Raw genomic sequence first — 19,148 nt, 5'->3', positions numbered from 1 at the left:
CATTAGGGAGATAGAATTGAGTAAAGAATGGAGATTTCTTTGCTTTGGTCTGTCTCTTTTTCATGTAAGAGCATAAGGAATCCGCAGTGTCTGAATAGTATTAGAGTAAGATTATTCAACAAAGAAAAAGGCATAAAAACGGATATTTTATATAAAAAGCAAGATATATCTATCATATTAAAGATAAAGGTAAATTCAGCTTGTGAAGAGGGAGGCTAAGCTGTTAATCCAGCTGAATGATTGTTTTGAAGCTTCTGAATATATGAGGTGATATACAAATGATGAAAAAAGGAGAGTAAATAGATGACCAGGGAAAATTCACTTATGTCGAAAGAGGATGGTATAAAACTCAAGATTATAAGGAAGAGCTTGGGGCTATCAGCAGCTGAATTCTCTAAAAAAACAGAAATTAATCCAAGCTTTCTGAAGCTTCTTGAAAAAGGCTGTATGCCTCTTCCAACAAGGGATAAAAGGAAAATAAGAGAAGTTTTTGGATTACAGGAAAATTGGTTTGAGGTTATTGATACGAGAAGGTATTCACAAACAATGGATTCAGTCCCGTTGGTATATGATTTACATAAAGAAGCAGATATAGAAACAGATAAAGTAATAAGTAAAGCAGGTATAGAAACAGATAAAGCAATAAGTAAAGCAGGTATAGAAACAGATAAAGCAAGAAGAAAAGCAGCAGGTATAGAATCAGTTAAAGAAACAGGTCAGCCAACGGCAGATACCAATGATCAGCGGCAGTTGCAAAACAATGTTATCAATAACGGAGATATTCTAAAATCCGTTAGAATTGCCGCCGGCTTATCCAGGAAAGAACTTGGTGAAGCCATTGGCATTACATCTGTTCAAATAGGATATATTGAAACCGGTAAGAGAACCTTAACGGAAAAGGTGAAGAACAAATTAAATGATTATTTTAGAACGAATCCGGCAATACCGCAGAATTTAACGGTAAACAGTGGTGAGGTTATAAAGGATATTTTTCATAGTGCTGAGCAAAATACGAAAACAGCCGGCTATAACATATCAAATGATGAGATATTAAATACAATCAGAAAAATAAAAAAAGAAAGCGGATATACCCAGGCTTTAGTTTCTGAAAAATCCGGAGTGAATAGAAGTCAGCTTAGTATGATTGAAAATGGTAAAATGCAAATAAGCAAAAAGGTTAAAGTTAAATTGCTGAATTTTATTCGCTCAGAATCAGAGGGTATCCCTTACAATACTGAAAATGCTTCCATATCGGTGTCAACAGAGCAAGGAAATTTGAATGACAATATTTCAGATGTTGTTATGAATAAAAACGAATTATTCAATGTGCTTGAGTCTATGAAAAAAACAAGAGATGAATTAAGTAAAAATATTAAAATGTTAGAAAAAATGATAAAAAGCCTATAAGCATGGCCTATGGCTAGGTATAAGCTTCTGCTGCCAAGGCGGGAATACAGCAGCGATATGGAAGTATCTAAAGATTTCAGCCATTACCGGAAATTGATTGTGTTCCTTTTTTCTTTGGAAATTTTTTTCTTCTGTATTTCTTTTTTCTGGCATTTATTCTGTATATATTTATACATGTTCCTAATAAAAGGAGAAGTCCGGCAAGTACGGTGTATTTGTAGAAATAAATATGTTTATCCAGATTTAATACAATATTTTTGCTCATATTGGCCATAACATGAATTTCCTGGATATCCTTTTCGGTGGCTAAAGACAGAGTTTCTTTGTCATTAATAAAATTAACGGTATCCTTTAATAAGGCATCATTTCCGTAAATCATATAATTTAAAGCAGAATATAAGGAATTACAATTATTTAATAGCAGTAAGGAATGGTTTGCATAAGGAATTGCTTTATTGTAATCCTGTATATCACTTAAAGCATCTTTTAAAATAATAACAGCCTCGGATTCCCTGTTGTTTGAATTACTGGAACGGGCGGCGGTGTCTGTATCCCTTCCAGTCTGAATACTATCATAATATTGATTCTTTAGACCGGTTGATTTCGTTATGATTGTTGAGGTGATTTCCATTTTCATGCAGGTGATATCTGTAAAGTAGGTATCCTCGTGCACATACTTTTTGCCAAAGCATGCTTCATAATCCTTATTTACCATATTGAAAATAGATTTTGTATCATTATTAGTAAGGATTAAACTAGTAGTGGAATATAGTATGCTGATAACGGAAATTGCTATTAAGCATATATCGCAGCAGATATATAAAGCTTTTGATAATTTTAACTTTTTCATATTAATAACCATGCCTTTCTCACTAACTGCCATGTCTACCCAGCACACCGCAAGATTGAGCCGAGGATTTCACAGGCGCAATCTTGTGTGTGAAAATTGCTTTTTAATTTCCAATAATACGTTTAACTTTAGTTTTTAATTTTTTAGCGTTAAGGGCGGCTTCAAAACGGTAGTATTGAAAATACAATTCATTTTTTTGAGTTTCCGGTAAAGCACTATGTACAAATTCAAGAGGACTTTCATAGTACTCCGAGCAAACAACTGATAAACGGTAATGCTTTAAGGTTGACAGTGCTTTTGCAGTAGAGAAAAAATAATATATTTCTTCAACAGAAGGAAAGGATAAATACTCTTTTAAAAGATATTGCAGACATATGCAAGCTCTGAGATCACCTTCTGAACCTGAAAAAAAATTTTTGGTAAACTTACCGTTTTCCTGGCTGAGTACTTTTTGATAGGAAATGATGACGGAATCCCGTGTGCTGTAAGGAATTTCATTTGGATAAAGCAGATGTGCGACATAAAAACAATCTTTTTGCTTATTCAGTTCATCCGGGAACATTAGATATTTATATGGTACCAATAAATGAAGATTTTTTATTGTATTGATATCAAGGCTGCTGACGATGTCCGCTGGTTTCCAATTCAGAATGTTCTCAATTGCAAATCGGAATAATACAAGTGCTAATTTATGGTTGTTATATGCATTATAGCAAAAATAACTTGTCGATAAATTAACTCCATGCTCTTTTAAAAATAGTTTTTTATAATCCGTTATTATATTTTGTGAATTCATGATCCCCCACCATCCTGTTTTATGTTTTAAATGATTAACATTAATATGATAGAAATGATAAGAAATTAGGATGTATAACCAAAAAGAACTTTAAAAATAAAAAAAAGACAGTTATTTTATTTCTTAGATTCAGTTAATTAGGCTTAGTAATGTTTTCTTCTAAAAGATAGCGAATAGAAGATTCGATATCTTTTTTTATTGCATTATATTCAAAAAAATCAATCATATTGTATTGAAAGAATCAGGTTAATTAGTTTAGTAATGAAAAGAGGTTGTAATTATGTTTTTAAATTTAAAAACAAAACTTTATTTTTTTTCCACGAAAAAGAAAATAATTGCAATTTTGTTTATAAGTATTTTATTGATAGCTGTGATAGCAGCTTTTATCCTTATTCGTTCTGATACCAATAACAAAAAGGCAGTACAGCCAACAATGGATCAGGTGGAAAAAGAAAAGGACAGGGTTTTGGAGGATACGGAAGAGGTAATATACGGTAAGAATATAAAAGACAAGTATATGGAAGTTAAGGGTACTGATTATGCTATTTTAGTAGCAACTATTGATTTTTTAAAGAGTAACGGCAGGAATGAAAGTGATAAGCTTTATAAATACATATTGGAAAATAATGATACCAATATGATAAGTGTAATTAAGGATGCGGACGGCAACAGTATGGATGCTGTTTTTGTAAACTATAATCGGCTATTGAAAGACAAAGTGGTGACAAAGGATATTTCCGGAGGGTTTATAACCCCTTACGGATTTACCGGTAAGGGTGAAACAAAATTTAACAAATACAATGAAAACAAATCAATTGAAATAAAAGATGATGCTGTGTTTTCTGAACATCCAATTTATGACGGAGATTATAAACAAATAGGAGTCTTATATATAGAAATGAATAATTAAACAAATAATTAAATCAAGTATGTTGGTATTGGCTGAATGTGTTTGAAATGGCTGAGAATAAAAAGGAGAGGGTAAGGGCATGGCAGAGAGTTTGAAAAGCAGTAAGAATGAAGCAGTCACAGAAAAAATCAGCAAAAAGAAGACAAAATGGAGCAAGTATAAAATCGTTTCACTGGCTATTATTATTCTTTTGCTGACTGCAGGGGTATGTGTATACAGCAAGCTAGATAGTAGAAATGACTCTGCCGTAAGTGCGGCCTTTAATAATGATGAGGTTATGAGAATAAACAGCCAAAGTGTAGGAATGAACGAATTCTTGTTGTACGCAGCAGATGTTTACCAGGGATATAATCTGCAAAAAGAAGCAGACTGGGATAAGAAAATTACGGAATCCGGCAATAAGACAGTTACATTTGAAGAGCAGGTTAAAGGTACAATTTGCGAGCAGATTAGAATGACAAAAGTTCTGGGTATGAAAGCCCAGGATATAGGGTTCTCCTTATCCGATGGCGAAAAAAAAATATTATTAGAAAATGCTCAGACTTATTATAAGGATTTAACATCTGCCAATGTAATCGACAAAGCATTAACGGTGGAGCTTATTGTAAAATTTTATGAAGAAAATGCTTTGGCTCAAAAAGTCTATAACAGCATAATTGAGGGTTATGATGATAATTATAATACCTCCGTAAAGGATACAAAGGATAAGGGATTAACGGAAAAAGAATCCTATTTCATAGAGGCATATCATAATTTAGCGGACAAGTATGATAAGAATTATGACTATAATACTTCAATTAACTGGGATTTATTAGAGCAGCTCTCTTTTTCTAAGTTATCAGAGAAGGATGCTGCAAAATCAGACACAGCTGATACTGCAACACAATAAATCAATTATTATAAAAGAACGGAAAGACAGGTGAGGCTGTTGCAAAAGGAAGCTCTGCGGAGTATAACTTGCCATAATGCACTGTTTGACAGATAGATGATATGATTTGTATGCTATTAGCGAACATTTTATGTACGATTTTACCATACAAATCATGCCAGATGTCGGTCAACCGGTGTGTAAGGCAAGTTTATACTCCGCAGAGGTACATTTTGCAACAGCCTCCTATTAATAAATAAGGAGAGGTATGAGAAAATGAACGAATTTCAATTATTGCTTGCAGCAGAAGGTTATAAGGATGATAAAGCATGGAAAAAAGCATTAACAGCCTATGGAGTTCAGATAGATACGATATACTCAGCCCAATCTGTAGATGAGATGAAGGATATTATATCAAAATACCCGGATATCAATGCAATTATTGTTTCGGAGCAGTTGAAGGATTATTCTATTTCGGTGAACGATTTGATAGCGATGGGTAAAAATAATAATATAATAATTATCCCAATCCTTAACCGCAGCCGAAAAGGAAATGTGGAGTTATTGGATTACATCAAAAATAATTTATATAATATTTTATTTGAAAGTGATACTGTTATGGATGAGGCGGGGGAGCTTTTATTAATGGGCAGAGCAGGACAGGCTGCAATGATCTATGCCGGTTTGGATATGGGAGTTAAGGATGACTGGGGTAAGCTGTCAGAGAAAGAAGCTGAGAGTATACAATTTGAAAAGCCTGCACCGGAGAGAAGAAAGCAGCCAATCTTTAATGAAAGGTCTGTCACAATCGGATTTTGCGGCTCGGACAAAGAATTTGATTGCACAATTACTGCAATTTCCGCTGCAAATTATATTGCAATGGGAGGCTATAAAGTTGCATTGATTGAACCGGATTTTTCCCAAGGAACAATAGTAAGCAAATTAATTCCATCCTTATTAGAAAACGATATTGTTACCTGTGCAGCTGTAGATTATTATGCCTGCTGGAATCCGGACAATGATATTTATTCGGCGGATGTGATAATTTTTGATTTTAGTAGTATGAATTATGAGGAATCCGTATATTTAAGTAAAATGAAAAAAGTATTTATATGTTCGGATATGGCCGATACCACTCAATCTGGCAAGCTGCAGAATAACGGCAGCTTTAAATATTCAATTTTATACAAGGAAGATAAACAGGGCATAGAGCCTTTAAATGAATCCTTCGAAGTTTTTAGAGAGTGTTCTTTGGAATTAAAGAGATTACTAAAAATAACTCTGTCAAGCTATGACCTTGATATTACAAACGATGCAGATAGTAACAGTGTAAACAGAATAAAACAGCTGAATACATTAAATAAATCAGAGCACTCTTGGAGAAACGTCTGGCTGGAACGAGAAGCAAAACGTAAGAATAGTGATTCCAATAGTTCTTCACTTGGGAAAATGCTGTTGCCGGACCATGTACTAGCGCAAACAGTAAAGACGGTAAAATCAGAAGATCCAGAACGTACAAAGGGAAATAAAGTAAAATTGGCTGACCGGTTACAAAAGACACAGCCATCTAAGACTGAACCGGTACAGAAGATTACTGCTGCTCCCAAGGAAAATAAATACGTCAAAGAAGAATTGGCGGCAGCAAATACTTTTATAAAGCCTGATCATGAGGAGAAGTTTGTAAAAGAAAATAATATACCGGCTCAGAATAGCAATAAGGCTGATAACACCGGAATACAAGAGGATGAATATTATAATTATAAAGTAAATGATACAAGTAAGAAGCCATATGAGTTAAAAGAAGATTATCTCAAAGAATCGAGTACAGCTGCAAAAGGATTTTTGACCAACAAAGCCGATGGCAGCCCATCCAAATCGTACACACAGCAAAAGAATGAAAACAAGCCTTCAATACTAAACCAATGGTTTTCAGCAGAAAACAAACGGGGATTTTTCGCGGATAATGCTAAAAATAATGATGAGTATGAATATGGCTCTAAAAATGAAGGCACAGATAGCTATGATGACGATAATCAGGAAATGAGTACTTTTGAATATATAGAGGATAACAGGAACAAGCCCAGAAAAAAACAGTTAATAAATCAGGTCTTATGCGGAAAAGAAACTATATTTATAACAGGATTAAAACATGGCTGCGGCTGTTCTCATACCGGGTTAAGTTTTGCAAAATACATATCAGGTGCATATGCCGAAAATATTTGCATATGCCATAAAAAGGGTGCCTATGACATGGAGGATGAGGGAATAGCGGAATATACCAAAGATACTGATTATGGCAGTGTTTTTAGCAATAATCGATTTATTGTTTATGATTGTGGTATCCTGGGAGAATTAAATGAAGACCAGCTTTTAGAGCTGAAGCGTTGTAATATTAAAATCATGGTATGCAACGGAGATGAAAAATATCTTGGTAATTTATCGAAATTTATCAGGAGCCTGGGCAATTTGTCCGCAGAATGGATATTTGCATTTAACCTGGTAACTTCAAGAGAGAAAGAGATAATGATCCGTAGAATAATGGAAGGTTATAAAATATGTTTCATTCCTTTACATGACAGTGATAATCCTTCAAAAAAAACTTCCAAAATATGGGATTCTATATTGAAAAGAAATCTATTATAGATTATAATGATAAGTGCTTTCTAATAGCCTTATATTAAATATATAAAATAACTGTAAAAACTGTATACCACAAGTTAGCCATATTTTAGAATGGGTATAGTTTACCATAAGTAAAAAGTTATTTTGTTGTATTTATTACAAATTTTTAATCATATTATGATAGATTAGTTTTATTTATTTAAAATTAATATTTATATTTGTGTTAAAATTCTGGCTATGTATAACATTAAATTGATTTCTAACCGATAATTATTATAGACCTTATATACAGCAAAAACCTCTGAGAGCTATAATATTATTGTTATATTCTGAATTCATAGATAACAGTATATCTATGCATATTAGTATATAGAAAGGAGTATAATTTAAATGGACAATACTGTTATTAAAATGAATTATCTGGATTTAGTCAGAGACAGTATGTGTGAATATATTATGGGTAATTTTTACAAACAATTAACATATGAAGTAATTAATGCTTTTTATATAAATGATAAAGTTATTATTCATACATGCAATGGACATAATATCATCGAGAATGGTCTGGAGCCCAGTGAAAATATTATTAAAAGAATGAAGGAAATCGGCGGAAATGATATTTTAAAGGATAATGCTCTAAGCTTACATATTGGAGATTGGGAATTAACGGCCTTAAATGATGAAAACGCAGTATACATTACACAAAGATAGATATTATTTATGAAAAAAAGAGCTGTCAGCTCTTTTTTTGTTTTATAGAAAACAGTCTTAAATTTAATTGCAATAATATTTACTTTTTTATCTATATTTGTTATACTATGTTAATAAAAGGGGGAATTTATCTTTAAATCTATTTTTATACAGAAAGATAAAAAGGTAAATCGCATAAATATCTGTTAGTTAATAGTCTGTGAGAGGGGTTTGACGAATGGAAAATCAAAGCAGTGATATTTGTGATGAGGAACTGGTAAATGATGTAAAAAACATAATGAAGACCGGAAGTCTAATGGAGAAGTTAGACACTTTGGAGTTTGTATCCAGTTATTTTAACAGAGATGTAAAAATGACAGCAATTCTCGTTGAAGCTGCAAGAGACATGAATAATCCAGTGGTAAGTGACAGGGCAAAGGAACTGTTTATTAAAAAAATGGATAAATTCATATCAAAGTTTATTTCAGAACAATATCCCACTTTTATCAGAGCACATTATGAAGATATGATACAGGCTGCGCGGATGGGAATTGTGATTGGCTTGGAAAAGTTTAATCCGGAAATAGCAAAACCAACGACTTTTTTTATTTTATATATCAAGCATGAAGTAAGCCAGTATATCAATAATTATGTCAATGGGTTATCCACTTATTATGCAAATGAAAAGTATAAAATTAATAAGGCAATCAGTTTGCTGGAAAGTCAGAATCAGGAAACCACAGATGTAAAAATAGCTGAGATAACAGGGATAACACCTGAAAATGTAAAGCAGCTGAGATGCATGACAGCTTCGAGTGCAAATGTGGAGTTTGACGAAGTATTTATGAACAAAGCGGATGAAAATGATACACCTGAACAGATTATATTAAAGAAAGAGCTGGAAGAAACAATAAACAACACCATTGAGAAGCATTTGACGGAAACGGAGAAACAAATTATCACAATGTATTATGGACTGTCAGGCAAAGGGGATACCTCTGAAAAAGCGGCAGTATTTCCTACCAAAAAGGAATTTCGAAACATAAGTGATACTTTAGGCATCCCTTATGAAAAAGTACGGAAATATCATGCAAGTGCTTTAAGAAAACTTTATACTGCTGTAAAGAAGACCAATATAGTTTCCGGATTAAGTAAATCGGAAAAAATACTTAATGCAGAATATATTTCCTTTGTTTCTGAAGAAGAAGGAAATAGGATTATGCGTACCCATGCATTAACAGACAATGAATTTGATGTATAGATTACGGCAGCTGGAGCAGGGAATCCTGCATGGAAGGAAGTCCTGTTCCTGTATGTCTTTTATTATATTTTTTAAAACAATTAAAAGCTATTTTAAAATAGCTTTTTTTATTGCTATTTTTATAGCTTTTTTCTTGGAATAAGCAACTTAATAGGTTGAATATAAAAACATTCTGTCATATTAATATAAAATATAAAAAACATAAAAGGTGTAAATAATGAGAAAATTGAAACGAATTCTTTTTTTTATACTGGTATTCATATTGTTAATCCCTGTAAATTCCTATGCATCTGCCAGTTATACCACAGATGATTTAAGGGTGTTAATGGGGATGCACAGATTGTCGGAAGACGGTTCCATGCTTGAAATAAAGCGTCTCTTAAGCACTTGCTATAAAGAGAAAGAATGGAATGAACTGGTTTCCCATTTGGGAGAGGTTGGAGATGAAAAAATAAAGGAATTTAAAGAAAAAGAAGATGCCTGGTATAATGCAAAAGACATATTGGAGTCAAATTTTGTCAGTAATAAGCCAATCAAAACAATACTGAATAATTATGTCGAATATCAGACAGCAGCATCTCTTAGAGGTGTGGAGAGCAATGAAAGTTATTCAGATTTGTCATTAATAGACGAGGAGAATATAGAAGCTAAAATTGCTTATGCAAACTCTCTGTTAGAAGCAGCAGATGATAGCACCGATATCGGTATTATCGGTTATAAAATGAACCCCTTTACCAAAGCCGGTCTGTTAATTTCGATACCCTTTGGCAGCTCCTATTCCATTGACAGCGGCAAGCAGCAGTATAATAAGGGACTTACAATTGCTATAAAACAAAAAAATAAAATCTATTCTCAGTTTAATGGAATTGTAACAGCTGTTACGGATAATTCAGTTACGGTAAGGAGTGGTAAATCAATAGAAATAGAGTACCTAGGAATTCGGCCTTCTGTTGTAAAAAAACAAATAGTTAAACAGTATAACACTATTGGGAAAACAAAAACAAAAAGCATAACTATAAAATTCAAATTAAATACTGTCTATGCTGATCCATTGCTGCTGTATGGTTCGAGGAGCGGTAAATGGTATGAACAATGGGAAAATTCCAATCCTGGCTGTACCATTGAAAAAAGGGATTATTCTGAACTGCGAGATAGTATAACGGCTGATATAACAGCTGGAATTACTAAGAAAGCACCTGATTTTAAAGCCGGAACAATTACAGACAAAGCCGGTAAAACGGAGCAAATAACCATTCAGGGTGATAACAATTATACGGATACCCCTGATAACATAGTGATAGAAAAGGCACCATCGGAGAGTATTGATAAGGAAAATAAATGACTGAAAGAAGGGCGGCAATGAAAAAAGTACTATATTTAACGAAGAAACGGATTTTAATTATAGCATTCATCTTAATAATGCTTTTGGCAATACTGTTTGTTTATTTGAACGTGAATAAAAGACATAAAATCAATATAGATGCTAATAAGCAGGATTATACTGTGACGGAATATTTTGCAGAAAAGGATGAAAATTCTTCAAAAACCTATGAAGTCCGCTATGATACAGGGAAAAAGGAATCTTATCTAATATTGACCGAAAAAAACGGAGTTAAAACAAATAAAACTATTACTAAAATTAAGACGGAATTTACCAATGAATATGCCGGTTTTAAAATTGACAATAGGGCTCCTTTAAAGGCCGCCAGTCTGGAGCAGTATGCGGATGATTCAGGTTTTGTGTATAAATGCAGGACAGAGGAAATACAGGCATTTTTAACAAATGAAGCAGCTGGGGGTAAATTCCGGTTCCTGTTTTTAACGCCGGATTATTTGGAATGTTACATAGAAAAGAAAGAAGGAAATATAATGCGGGGATTACTCCTGTATAATTCTGATGCGGAAACAGGAACCTTGATTTACAAGCAGTGCAAAAAGGGCATTGATATCCCGGCGGCACTGGAATCAGTCACTGAAATTAAAAACGGCAAAGAGTAAGAAATGAAGGCTAATAAAAAAAATTCTGTCATATTAACTGTATGTAAGTTAATCCAATAAAAAACCTCTTAATAAAATCATTCAGGAAACCCAATAGGAAGGAGGTATCCCGTAAAGTATCATGTTACGGTGATAACGGATATGTACTCAAAGAAAAAGTACTTTGTAATGGCTATTGTGCTTGTATTGTTATTAGCAGCCGCAGGAGTTTTTATTATGAAAAAAAATGATGAAAATATCATAGCCCAGCGGGAGGCTGAGATAAACAAGCTGCAGCAGCAGTTGGACGAAATCGGTGAATTGGTTACGGTTTATCAGTTAAATACCAATGCCAAGAGCGGAACTCAAATGCAGGATTTTCAATTTTCGATGGTTCAGATTCCGGAATATTCAGTGCCGGCAAATGCAATTACATCATTGCCTGATATTGAAGGCTTTTATTACAAAATCTCGTTAGCCGGCGGCACAATTGTAACATCAGATATGTTAATGCAGCAGAAATTAACAGATGATGAAAGAACCTTAGATGTTGTTCTGGATGAAATTCCCATCGGAATCGAAATAGGAGATTATGTTGATATCAGAATTGCATTTCCATTAGGGCAGGATTATATTGCAATGACCCATAAAGAAGTAGTTGAAATTAATGGCTCAACACTTAAGCTGATTGTTTCTCAGCAGGATTTTTATTCCTATCAGTCCATGCAGACGGATGAGGCTTTATTTTCCAGTACAAAAGCATATGGCTCTACCTATATCGAAGGCGGGATACAGACTGCCGCACAGCAATATTATCCTGTCAGCCTTGATGTTCTGAAGACAATGCTGCTGGATCCCAATATTGATACCTCCGATTACAGTGATGTCTTAAAGCGGAGGGAACAGCTGGAAAAGCAGTTATTAAGCTCAGAAAAAGTAACAATTAATGATACGGTAACAAATGGAAAGCAGAGCCTTGCTGATAAATTTAAGCAGGCAAAAGATGATTATGATGCGTTACAGGCACAAAAGCAGGCAGAAGCAGAATACAATGCACAGGCACAAAATACACAGGAACAAAATACGCAGGAAGATTCTTCTGATGGCAAATAGTATCCTATGAGCTGGTGCAAAAGGAGAAGAACACAATATGATTAAATTAGCGATAACGGGAAAAGCCGACAAGAGAGTATTGGCATATCCATTTATGCGGGCATGTTCCATAGCAGGGCGCACATGGGTGGTTACGGATGATGCCGCATACAAAAGGCTCTACAGCGGTAAAGAAAATTACGGTGAAATTGAAAGTGTAAAGATTTACGTATTACCTACCATGTCGATGGAAAATATCCTGAAAATTGAAGAGCTGGCAATCAAAGATGAGACGGAATATCTTATTTTTATTTCCGATTCGTATATTTCAAAAGAAATGCAGTACAATTTGCTGCTATGTGAACAAAATACTACATTTTTGGGCAATTCTATTGAAGACATAAGAGAGGATTATGAAAATGCCGCCTTTGGAACCTTGACATTAACTCCTAATAAAAATAAAAGATTGGACCCCAAAGAGGTACATATGCATCAAATAGTCTGGAAGCCGGATTATTCCTTCTATTTATTTCGCGTAGAGCAGCTAAGGCAATTATTGCCTTTAAAAGATAAAACTGTTTCCATATTATTAGGGGATGCCTTTGCTGCTGCCCTGAACATAAAGCCGGAGGAATTTCAGAAATTGCTTAAAAGAAAGAGATATTCTTTTTCGAAATAATAATGGAAAGGAAATATGATTATGAATATATCGGTAATCTCACCCCATGTTCATGGAAATGGGAATACTACGGTGGCGGCACTTTTAGCCTATGAGCTGTCTTCCCGGAATAAAAGCGTTTGCCTAACGCATGTGACAAGTAAATCTGAATCCATGTTCCCTTATTTTGGATTAGAAGAATCAGATGACCAGACAAGTAATCCTCTGCAGCTAATAAACCTGATAAGAGAAGGCGGGCTCAGGAAAGAAGATATAGGGAATTATTGCAGGGAAATCACGGAACGCTTTGACTTATTCAGTCTTGATACCTTTGTTTCCAGAACCGGAAAAGACAAAAATGTAAATGATGAACAGATGCAGACGGTTCTGTCCTTTATATGCAAAGACTTCCCATATGATTATATTGTATTTGATATAGATGAAAACAATTTGGAAAAAGAGAATGTGAAATTGGTTCTTGCCCATACGGATTGCCTGATTATTGTTTTGACACAATCACTGTCAGAGCTCCAAAGGTTTTCAGGGCAAAAAGCAAAAATATTGAAACAAACTGCTAACATTCCAAATTTAGTTGTTATGAATAAATATATTGATATGATCGGCACAGATAAAGATGCGGCAAACGTACTCGGAATTAAGCATCCAAGCAAATGGTACCATATCAGGTTCAGCCAGTGGATTCCCTATTGTGAAAACAGAGGGCAGTTAAAGTATTTGTCGGAACAGATTCAAAAAAGAAATGTGGATGTATTGGAATTGGACGCTGATATCAAGCATTTGGTCAGCGGCATACAGAGCATTAAGCAAGCCGTCAGAGAAGAAAAGAGAAAAGCCAGGGGTTATTAAAGGGAGGATACATTATGAGCAATTTCAATCTCGGATTAGCTTCCATAATAGCAATTACTTTGATTCTCTTTTTCTTGTATGTGCGTGCGAAAGCTAAAAAGCAGGTGGTTGTAGAAGAGGATTTATCTTCCTTTGAAGAGGTATTGGATGCCCTGAAAATTTATATCGTTAATCTCACAAAAGAGGATTCTATAAGCAGCCTGGAAACCGATGAAGACTTAAAACGCCTTGCAAAAAGAAAAGCACAAAGGAAGGAAGCTCTTAAAAATTCAGTTTACGGTATAGATAGTGCAAAATTAATGGTAAAAGAAATGATACATACCTTTCTTGACGACCATATGAAGCCGGAGAAGATGAGGCAGATAATAGGTCTTGACAGGGAAAGCGAACCCAATACCAATACCATGTTCGAAATTATCATGTACAAATATAAAAAAGATTATGGGAGAGATGCCTTAACAAAGTGGATACTGGAAAATGAGTTCGAAGGTGAGAGACCGGCAGTTGGTATTGGCGGTGAGAATGACAGAGCCTACTACATAACAAAAACAGATTTGGAGGAAAGCTATTTTAAATTAGAGTACCACTTGACAGACCCGGAGGTTACCGACATTTTTACAACTCTTTTATATCAGGCCTATAAGGGCTTTGGCTGTATTGACACGCTGGCAGAGATGAATGTCAACGGTTACAATGTAGGAGTTTCCGGTTCCGTAATGGATGCCATCAATGTCAGCTCACAGGCAGACGGGGAAGAGAATGCCGACGCATGCAGTGAAGCAACCAATGCTTTATGGCTGTACTTTAAAGGCTCATATATACATTTGCAATTCCTCGATTTTGGTTCTGAGGATGAGATAAGGAGGATTGTACAGCTGCTGATCCGCTGGAATTCCCCGGGACCCTTATCGGCAAAACGCGGATATTTAGTAAATACAATGCACGATAAATCCCGTATTTTAGCTGTAAGGCCCCCGGCCGGTGAAGTATGGGCAGCTTTTGTACGTAAATTTACACTGGATATTATCACACCGGAAGCATTGGTCATAAAGCCGGGTGTTACGGATGGGGAAGTTGCTATCAAATTAATTGAGTTCCTGATGCGAGGACAGATAACAACTGCTGTTACAGGCCGCCAGGGCTCCGGTAAAACAACGCTTATGAAAGCGATTATTGCATATATGGACCCCAGGTATAATATCCGTGTACTTGAAATGGCACCTGAAATGTATCTACGTGAAATATACCCCAACAGGAATATCTATTCGGTACAGGAGACAGGCACGGTTACCGCAGAATCCTTACAGGATGCGTTAAAGAAATCGGATTCTTCTATTACGATAATCGGTGAAGTAGCCACTGACCCGGTTGCCGCCCGTATGATTCAGCTGGCAATGACAGGATCGTTGTTTACTTTGTTCTCACATCATGCCAACGAAGCCAAAGACCTTGTCTTAACATTAAGAAATTCACTGGTAAATGCCGGCGGCTTTGATAATATGACTACAGCGGAGAAGCAGGTTACCGATGTTTTGAAAATCAACATCCATCTTGATTTTACACCGGATGGGAAGCGTTATATTAAGCGTATTACAGAAATCACACAGTTAGAGGAGGGTATCCCTTATCCTGGTTACAATAATGAAATAGGGCTGGAAGAATCCAGATATGAATTGGACAAGGAATACTACACAAGGCAAACTGACCGTATATCCTTTTCAACAAGAGATGTTCTGGTCTATAACACGGAAACAGACACCTATATGGCGAAGGAAGAATTCAGCGACGGGTTAACAAGAAAAATCCGGGAAGTGCTTTCCAAAAAAGAACGGGAAGAATTTGACCGGTTCTTGGCCTATTATTGGAGGGGTGAATCCATGGAAGAATACCAGGGCGTTGCCAGAAAAGAAGCGTATGACGATACGGCTAAATTCGAAAATGCCAGAAGTGCGGAAGAAAATGCTGTGGATTTTAATTCGGCACTTGCAATTCTCAGCAACAGAAGTTCAGTAGCAAAACAATTTAATATGGGAGATTAAAGCATTGTGCAATAGGAGGCAAATAATACAATGGAATATTTAATTGAGATATTTCGTTCTCCTGTTATGATTGTTGGAGCGGTGATTTTTGTTATATCAACTGTCGCAGGGGCACTTGTTTTAAAATTATCGAAACAAAAAGTAAATTATAAGAAACAAACAAAACAAGAAGCATTTTATTGCTGCTTGTACGAAGAATATAAAAAATTTCCTATATTAAAAACGTATATACGGGTTATGACAAAAAAGCTGTCTTCCATGTCTGTTTATAGTAAAAATGAAGTAAAAGAAATAATTTCCAAATATTTGACGGCTACCATGGCCAGTGTTGCTGGGACCATTTCGGTGGCATTGCTTATATTCAGTGATATAGCAAGTGTGGTGCTATGCGGTATATTAGCGTACATATTAATTACAACAATGCTGGAAAAGCGTATGGAGCGTATTAATTACATTGTTTATACGCAATTGAAATACGCAATGGAATCCATCCGCCTTGAATATATGAGATGCAATGATGTTGTGGAATCCCTGGAGACTGCAAGCTATGGGAACAGAATAGCTAAAATAATGGAAAGAATCCATGGAGTGCTGATTTCAACCAACGGAGAATTAAAACTCAAGGAATTTTTCGAGTCTACTCCATTCAAACCCGTTCAAACCTTGGCATATGTCTGCTATTCAATCAATAATACCGGTGATGGCTATGATGCGGAAGGTAATTCTACCTTTATTAGTACCTTGTTAATTATGAACAAGGATATAAACCAGGAGCTGGAAAGGCAGGATTATCAATTTATGAAATTCGGTAAGCTTGAATATCTGACTTTGATACCAATTCCCTGTATACCCTTTGTCCAATGGTTCCTTTTAAAATATATGCCCGGTACCTCTATTATTATAGAAGGAATGGCAGGATATGTAATAAGAATATTAATTATTGTTGCCTGTATCTATTGCTATGACTATATATCCAAGGCAAACAGCATGCATGTAGTAAAAGAAGACGATAGAATATTGTTTATTTTTAATTTATTAAAAAACAAATTTATTTTTCATTTTGTAAAAAATATAACACCTAAAAACAGAAAAAGGCGGCTTTTAAAACAAAAACTTGAAAATGCCTTTTCAAAAAAATCCATCGAAGAATTGTATGTTGAAAAGCTTTTGTATGCAATGGCTGTCTTCGCTTTTGGTATTATGCTGTTTTTAAGTGCTACCATTGCCGGAAGGAACTATATGCTTCATTACACCGGCTCCTTATCCATGATATCCGATGAAAAAGATTACAAGGATAAGAACGGTAAGCCCATTTATACAAAAAAAGAGCTGTATGACATGGACCTGACTTATATAGGATTAAGAAATAAGGGCAAGTTTGACTTTGACCGCATGCAGGGAAGCTTGCTGGAATCCGGGCAGGAGGAACTGACAAAATTAATACGGGGAACGATGCCGACTATCAATGATCTGCAGGTAGAAGATCAGAAAACAAGACTTGCAAAGAAATATGACTGGCTGCAGAAGGTACATTTTTATTGGTATTACATCGATATTTCCTTTGTCATTGCTGCTGCCGGATTCTTTTTACCTAACTTAAATCTTAAGAAGCGCAGCAGCTTTTTAAAAGAGGAAGAGGAGGAGGAGTTCTTACAGCTGCAGACGATTATGACCATTCTTATGTCAATGAACTGTGATACGATGGAAGCCCTGGAACATCTGACCCAGGTTTCAACGATACACAAGGATATGCTGACTTACGGCTACCAGGGCTATGCCTCCAATCCCATTGCGGAATTAAGCAATATGATTGAAAAAACTCCGATTCCGGATTTCAAACGTTTCATAGAAAAAATGAAAATGACAGTTGATGAATTATCCCTGGAGGAAGCCTTTGTGGACTTAATACAAAACAGAGAGCATATCTGTAATACCCGTGATGAAGTTTTGAAGAACAATATTGACAAGCGCCGCAATAAATGCGGACAACGGGCTAAGGTACCATTTATGATGACACTTATACTGCTCTTTGTATTTCCTCTTATGTACATGGGATTTACAGAGATGATGTCCGGTATTAATGAGCTCCAGGATATTTAAAAGGCGGGACTGCCGGGCAGGATATCCGTTACCCCTTTCTATAAAATGGAGTTTAAAAAGCAATGGAATAAATATGGTTTAAAAAAAACTCTATCATATTAATAATAGAAACACAAACAAAACAAAAAGGTTTTAAAAATAACGGATTGCGTTATTGTTTTCCCAAAACAATAACTGGAGATCCAATCAAAAACAAGAGGAAAGGAATGATGATAAAATGGCAGGAATGGGAGACGAAAGTATAGACCTATCGAAACTTGGAACGGCGTTATTTGCCTTTGGCTTTGTTTTGGTAATCGGTCTTACAATTTTTACAGTTGGTAAATCTATTACAAATTCAGGTGCCGATAAGGTTACCACTCAGCTGAATACGGTTGAGCAGTCGGAGTTTGAGGATTATGACCAGCAAACGGTTCTGGGAACAAAGGTAAAAGCTGCTTACTCTAATTTTGAGGGTAAACCTTTTGCAATTGTTGTTACAACAAGAAGTATGATTGATAATGAAGGTACTATTGGGCAGTGTCCTGAATTAGATACAACAGGAACACCTGGCAAAGATGCTATTAGGCAAATTTATCTGGAGGGTTTGACTGCAGTTAACAGTAAAGGAAATCCTTTTGTGAAATATTGGGGCGTAAATTATAATGCAGTATTGAAAGATCCTAATTCACTTAAAATGGACAATGGTGCATTCGTTACACAGGATACGTTTGTAATGGACAATGGTTCCATTCAGTATTATAACCAGGTTTCCAATATGAGAAAACAAGGTACGGCAGAATTTATTCCCACCGGTGCCAAGTATATGTCTACATTAATTAAAGACTCTACCGGCTCTACCTGCGGTGTTGTATTTGTTCAGACATCATCTAACTAATACAAGGTGTACAAACGAAAAGATGGGTTGGGAAGTCTGGCATTTCCCAGCTCGTTTTTTAAAATCTGGTGTTAAAATCAGAAGGATTTGGTATTTGCGAAAGGAGTTTGTGTGAATATTAAAAAGCAATTTTT

General features: G+C 35.3%; 16 protein-coding genes. 14 read left to right on the top strand and 2 right to left on the bottom strand.

Annotated elements, in window-relative coordinates; translation table 11 throughout:
* Positions 1-303 precede the first annotated feature (303 nt).
* Positions 304-1,407, top strand: coding sequence for a helix-turn-helix domain-containing protein (locus BUB77_RS29470; RefSeq protein ID WP_073277591.1), 1,104 nt, complete (start codon positions 304-306; stop codon positions 1,405-1,407).
* A gap of 76 nt (positions 1,408-1,483) precedes the next feature.
* Here BUB77_RS29470 and BUB77_RS15690 read toward each other — a convergent pair whose 3' ends face one another.
* The gene (locus BUB77_RS15690) at positions 1,484-2,290 is read right to left on the bottom strand and encodes a hypothetical protein (RefSeq protein ID WP_073277589.1); all 807 of its coding nucleotides are present in this window, start codon (positions 2,288-2,290) and stop codon (positions 1,484-1,486) included.
* Positions 2,291-2,360: 70 nt separating this feature from the next.
* Entirely contained in the window at positions 2,361-3,053 is a 693-nt protein-coding gene (locus BUB77_RS15685; protein WP_073277587.1) for a DUF4046 domain-containing protein, read from the bottom strand.
* Positions 3,054-3,333: 280 nt separating this feature from the next.
* On the opposite strand from BUB77_RS15685, the gene BUB77_RS15680 reads away from it, so the two are divergent.
* From BUB77_RS15680 to BUB77_RS15620, 13 genes are all read left to right on the top strand, one after another.
* Positions 3,334-3,963, top strand: a complete 630-nt coding sequence (locus tag BUB77_RS15680; protein ID WP_073277585.1) for a hypothetical protein — start codon at positions 3,334-3,336, stop codon at positions 3,961-3,963.
* A 79-nt stretch (positions 3,964-4,042) separates the two neighbouring features.
* Complete coding sequence (locus BUB77_RS15675) at positions 4,043-4,852, top strand: hypothetical protein (protein ID WP_073277583.1); 810 nt, start codon at positions 4,043-4,045, stop codon at positions 4,850-4,852.
* A gap of 255 nt (positions 4,853-5,107) precedes the next feature.
* Complete coding sequence (locus BUB77_RS15670; protein ID WP_073277581.1) at positions 5,108-7,474, top strand: hypothetical protein; 2,367 nt, start codon at positions 5,108-5,110, stop codon at positions 7,472-7,474.
* Positions 7,475-7,843: 369 nt separating this feature from the next.
* Entirely contained in the window at positions 7,844-8,164 is a 321-nt protein-coding gene (locus tag BUB77_RS15665) for a hypothetical protein (RefSeq protein ID WP_073277579.1), read from the top strand.
* A gap of 217 nt (positions 8,165-8,381) precedes the next feature.
* Positions 8,382-9,404, top strand: a complete 1,023-nt coding sequence (locus BUB77_RS15660; protein WP_073277577.1) for a sigma-70 family RNA polymerase sigma factor — start codon at positions 8,382-8,384, stop codon at positions 9,402-9,404.
* Between the two features lie 217 nt (positions 9,405-9,621).
* Positions 9,622-10,746: a M23 family metallopeptidase gene (locus tag BUB77_RS15655; protein WP_073277575.1), complete on the top strand. Its 1,125-nt coding sequence runs from the start codon at positions 9,622-9,624 to the stop codon at positions 10,744-10,746.
* Between the two features lie 17 nt (positions 10,747-10,763).
* The gene (locus BUB77_RS15650) at positions 10,764-11,402 is read left to right on the top strand and encodes a hypothetical protein (RefSeq protein WP_139241201.1); all 639 of its coding nucleotides are present in this window, start codon (positions 10,764-10,766) and stop codon (positions 11,400-11,402) included.
* 216 nt (positions 11,403-11,618) lie between these two features.
* Positions 11,619-12,494, top strand: coding sequence for a CpaB family protein (locus tag BUB77_RS15645; RefSeq protein WP_139241200.1), 876 nt, complete (start codon positions 11,619-11,621; stop codon positions 12,492-12,494).
* A 37-nt stretch (positions 12,495-12,531) separates the two neighbouring features.
* A complete protein-coding gene (locus BUB77_RS15640) occupies positions 12,532-13,152 on the top strand; it encodes a hypothetical protein (protein ID WP_073277569.1) in 621 nt (206 codons plus the stop codon).
* A gap of 21 nt (positions 13,153-13,173) precedes the next feature.
* Entirely contained in the window at positions 13,174-13,998 is an 825-nt protein-coding gene (locus tag BUB77_RS15635; protein WP_073277567.1) for a hypothetical protein, read from the top strand.
* A 14-nt stretch (positions 13,999-14,012) separates the two neighbouring features.
* Positions 14,013-16,037: an ATPase, T2SS/T4P/T4SS family gene (locus tag BUB77_RS15630; RefSeq protein ID WP_073277565.1), complete on the top strand. Its 2,025-nt coding sequence runs from the start codon at positions 14,013-14,015 to the stop codon at positions 16,035-16,037.
* A gap of 30 nt (positions 16,038-16,067) precedes the next feature.
* Positions 16,068-18,137 (top strand): hypothetical protein, encoded by a 2,070-nt coding sequence (locus tag BUB77_RS15625; protein ID WP_073277563.1) that lies wholly within the window; start codon positions 16,068-16,070, stop codon positions 18,135-18,137.
* Between the two features lie 217 nt (positions 18,138-18,354).
* The gene (locus BUB77_RS15620) at positions 18,355-19,014 is read left to right on the top strand and encodes a hypothetical protein (protein ID WP_073277561.1); all 660 of its coding nucleotides are present in this window, start codon (positions 18,355-18,357) and stop codon (positions 19,012-19,014) included.
* Positions 19,015-19,148: the final 134 nt, after the last annotated feature.

The organism is Anaerocolumna jejuensis DSM 15929, assembly GCF_900142215.1.
Taxonomy (GTDB): domain Bacteria; phylum Bacillota; class Clostridia; order Lachnospirales; family Lachnospiraceae; genus Anaerocolumna; species Anaerocolumna jejuensis.
Note: the sequence above shows the minus strand (reverse complement) of the source record. Positions and strands in the feature narration are given on the sequence as shown.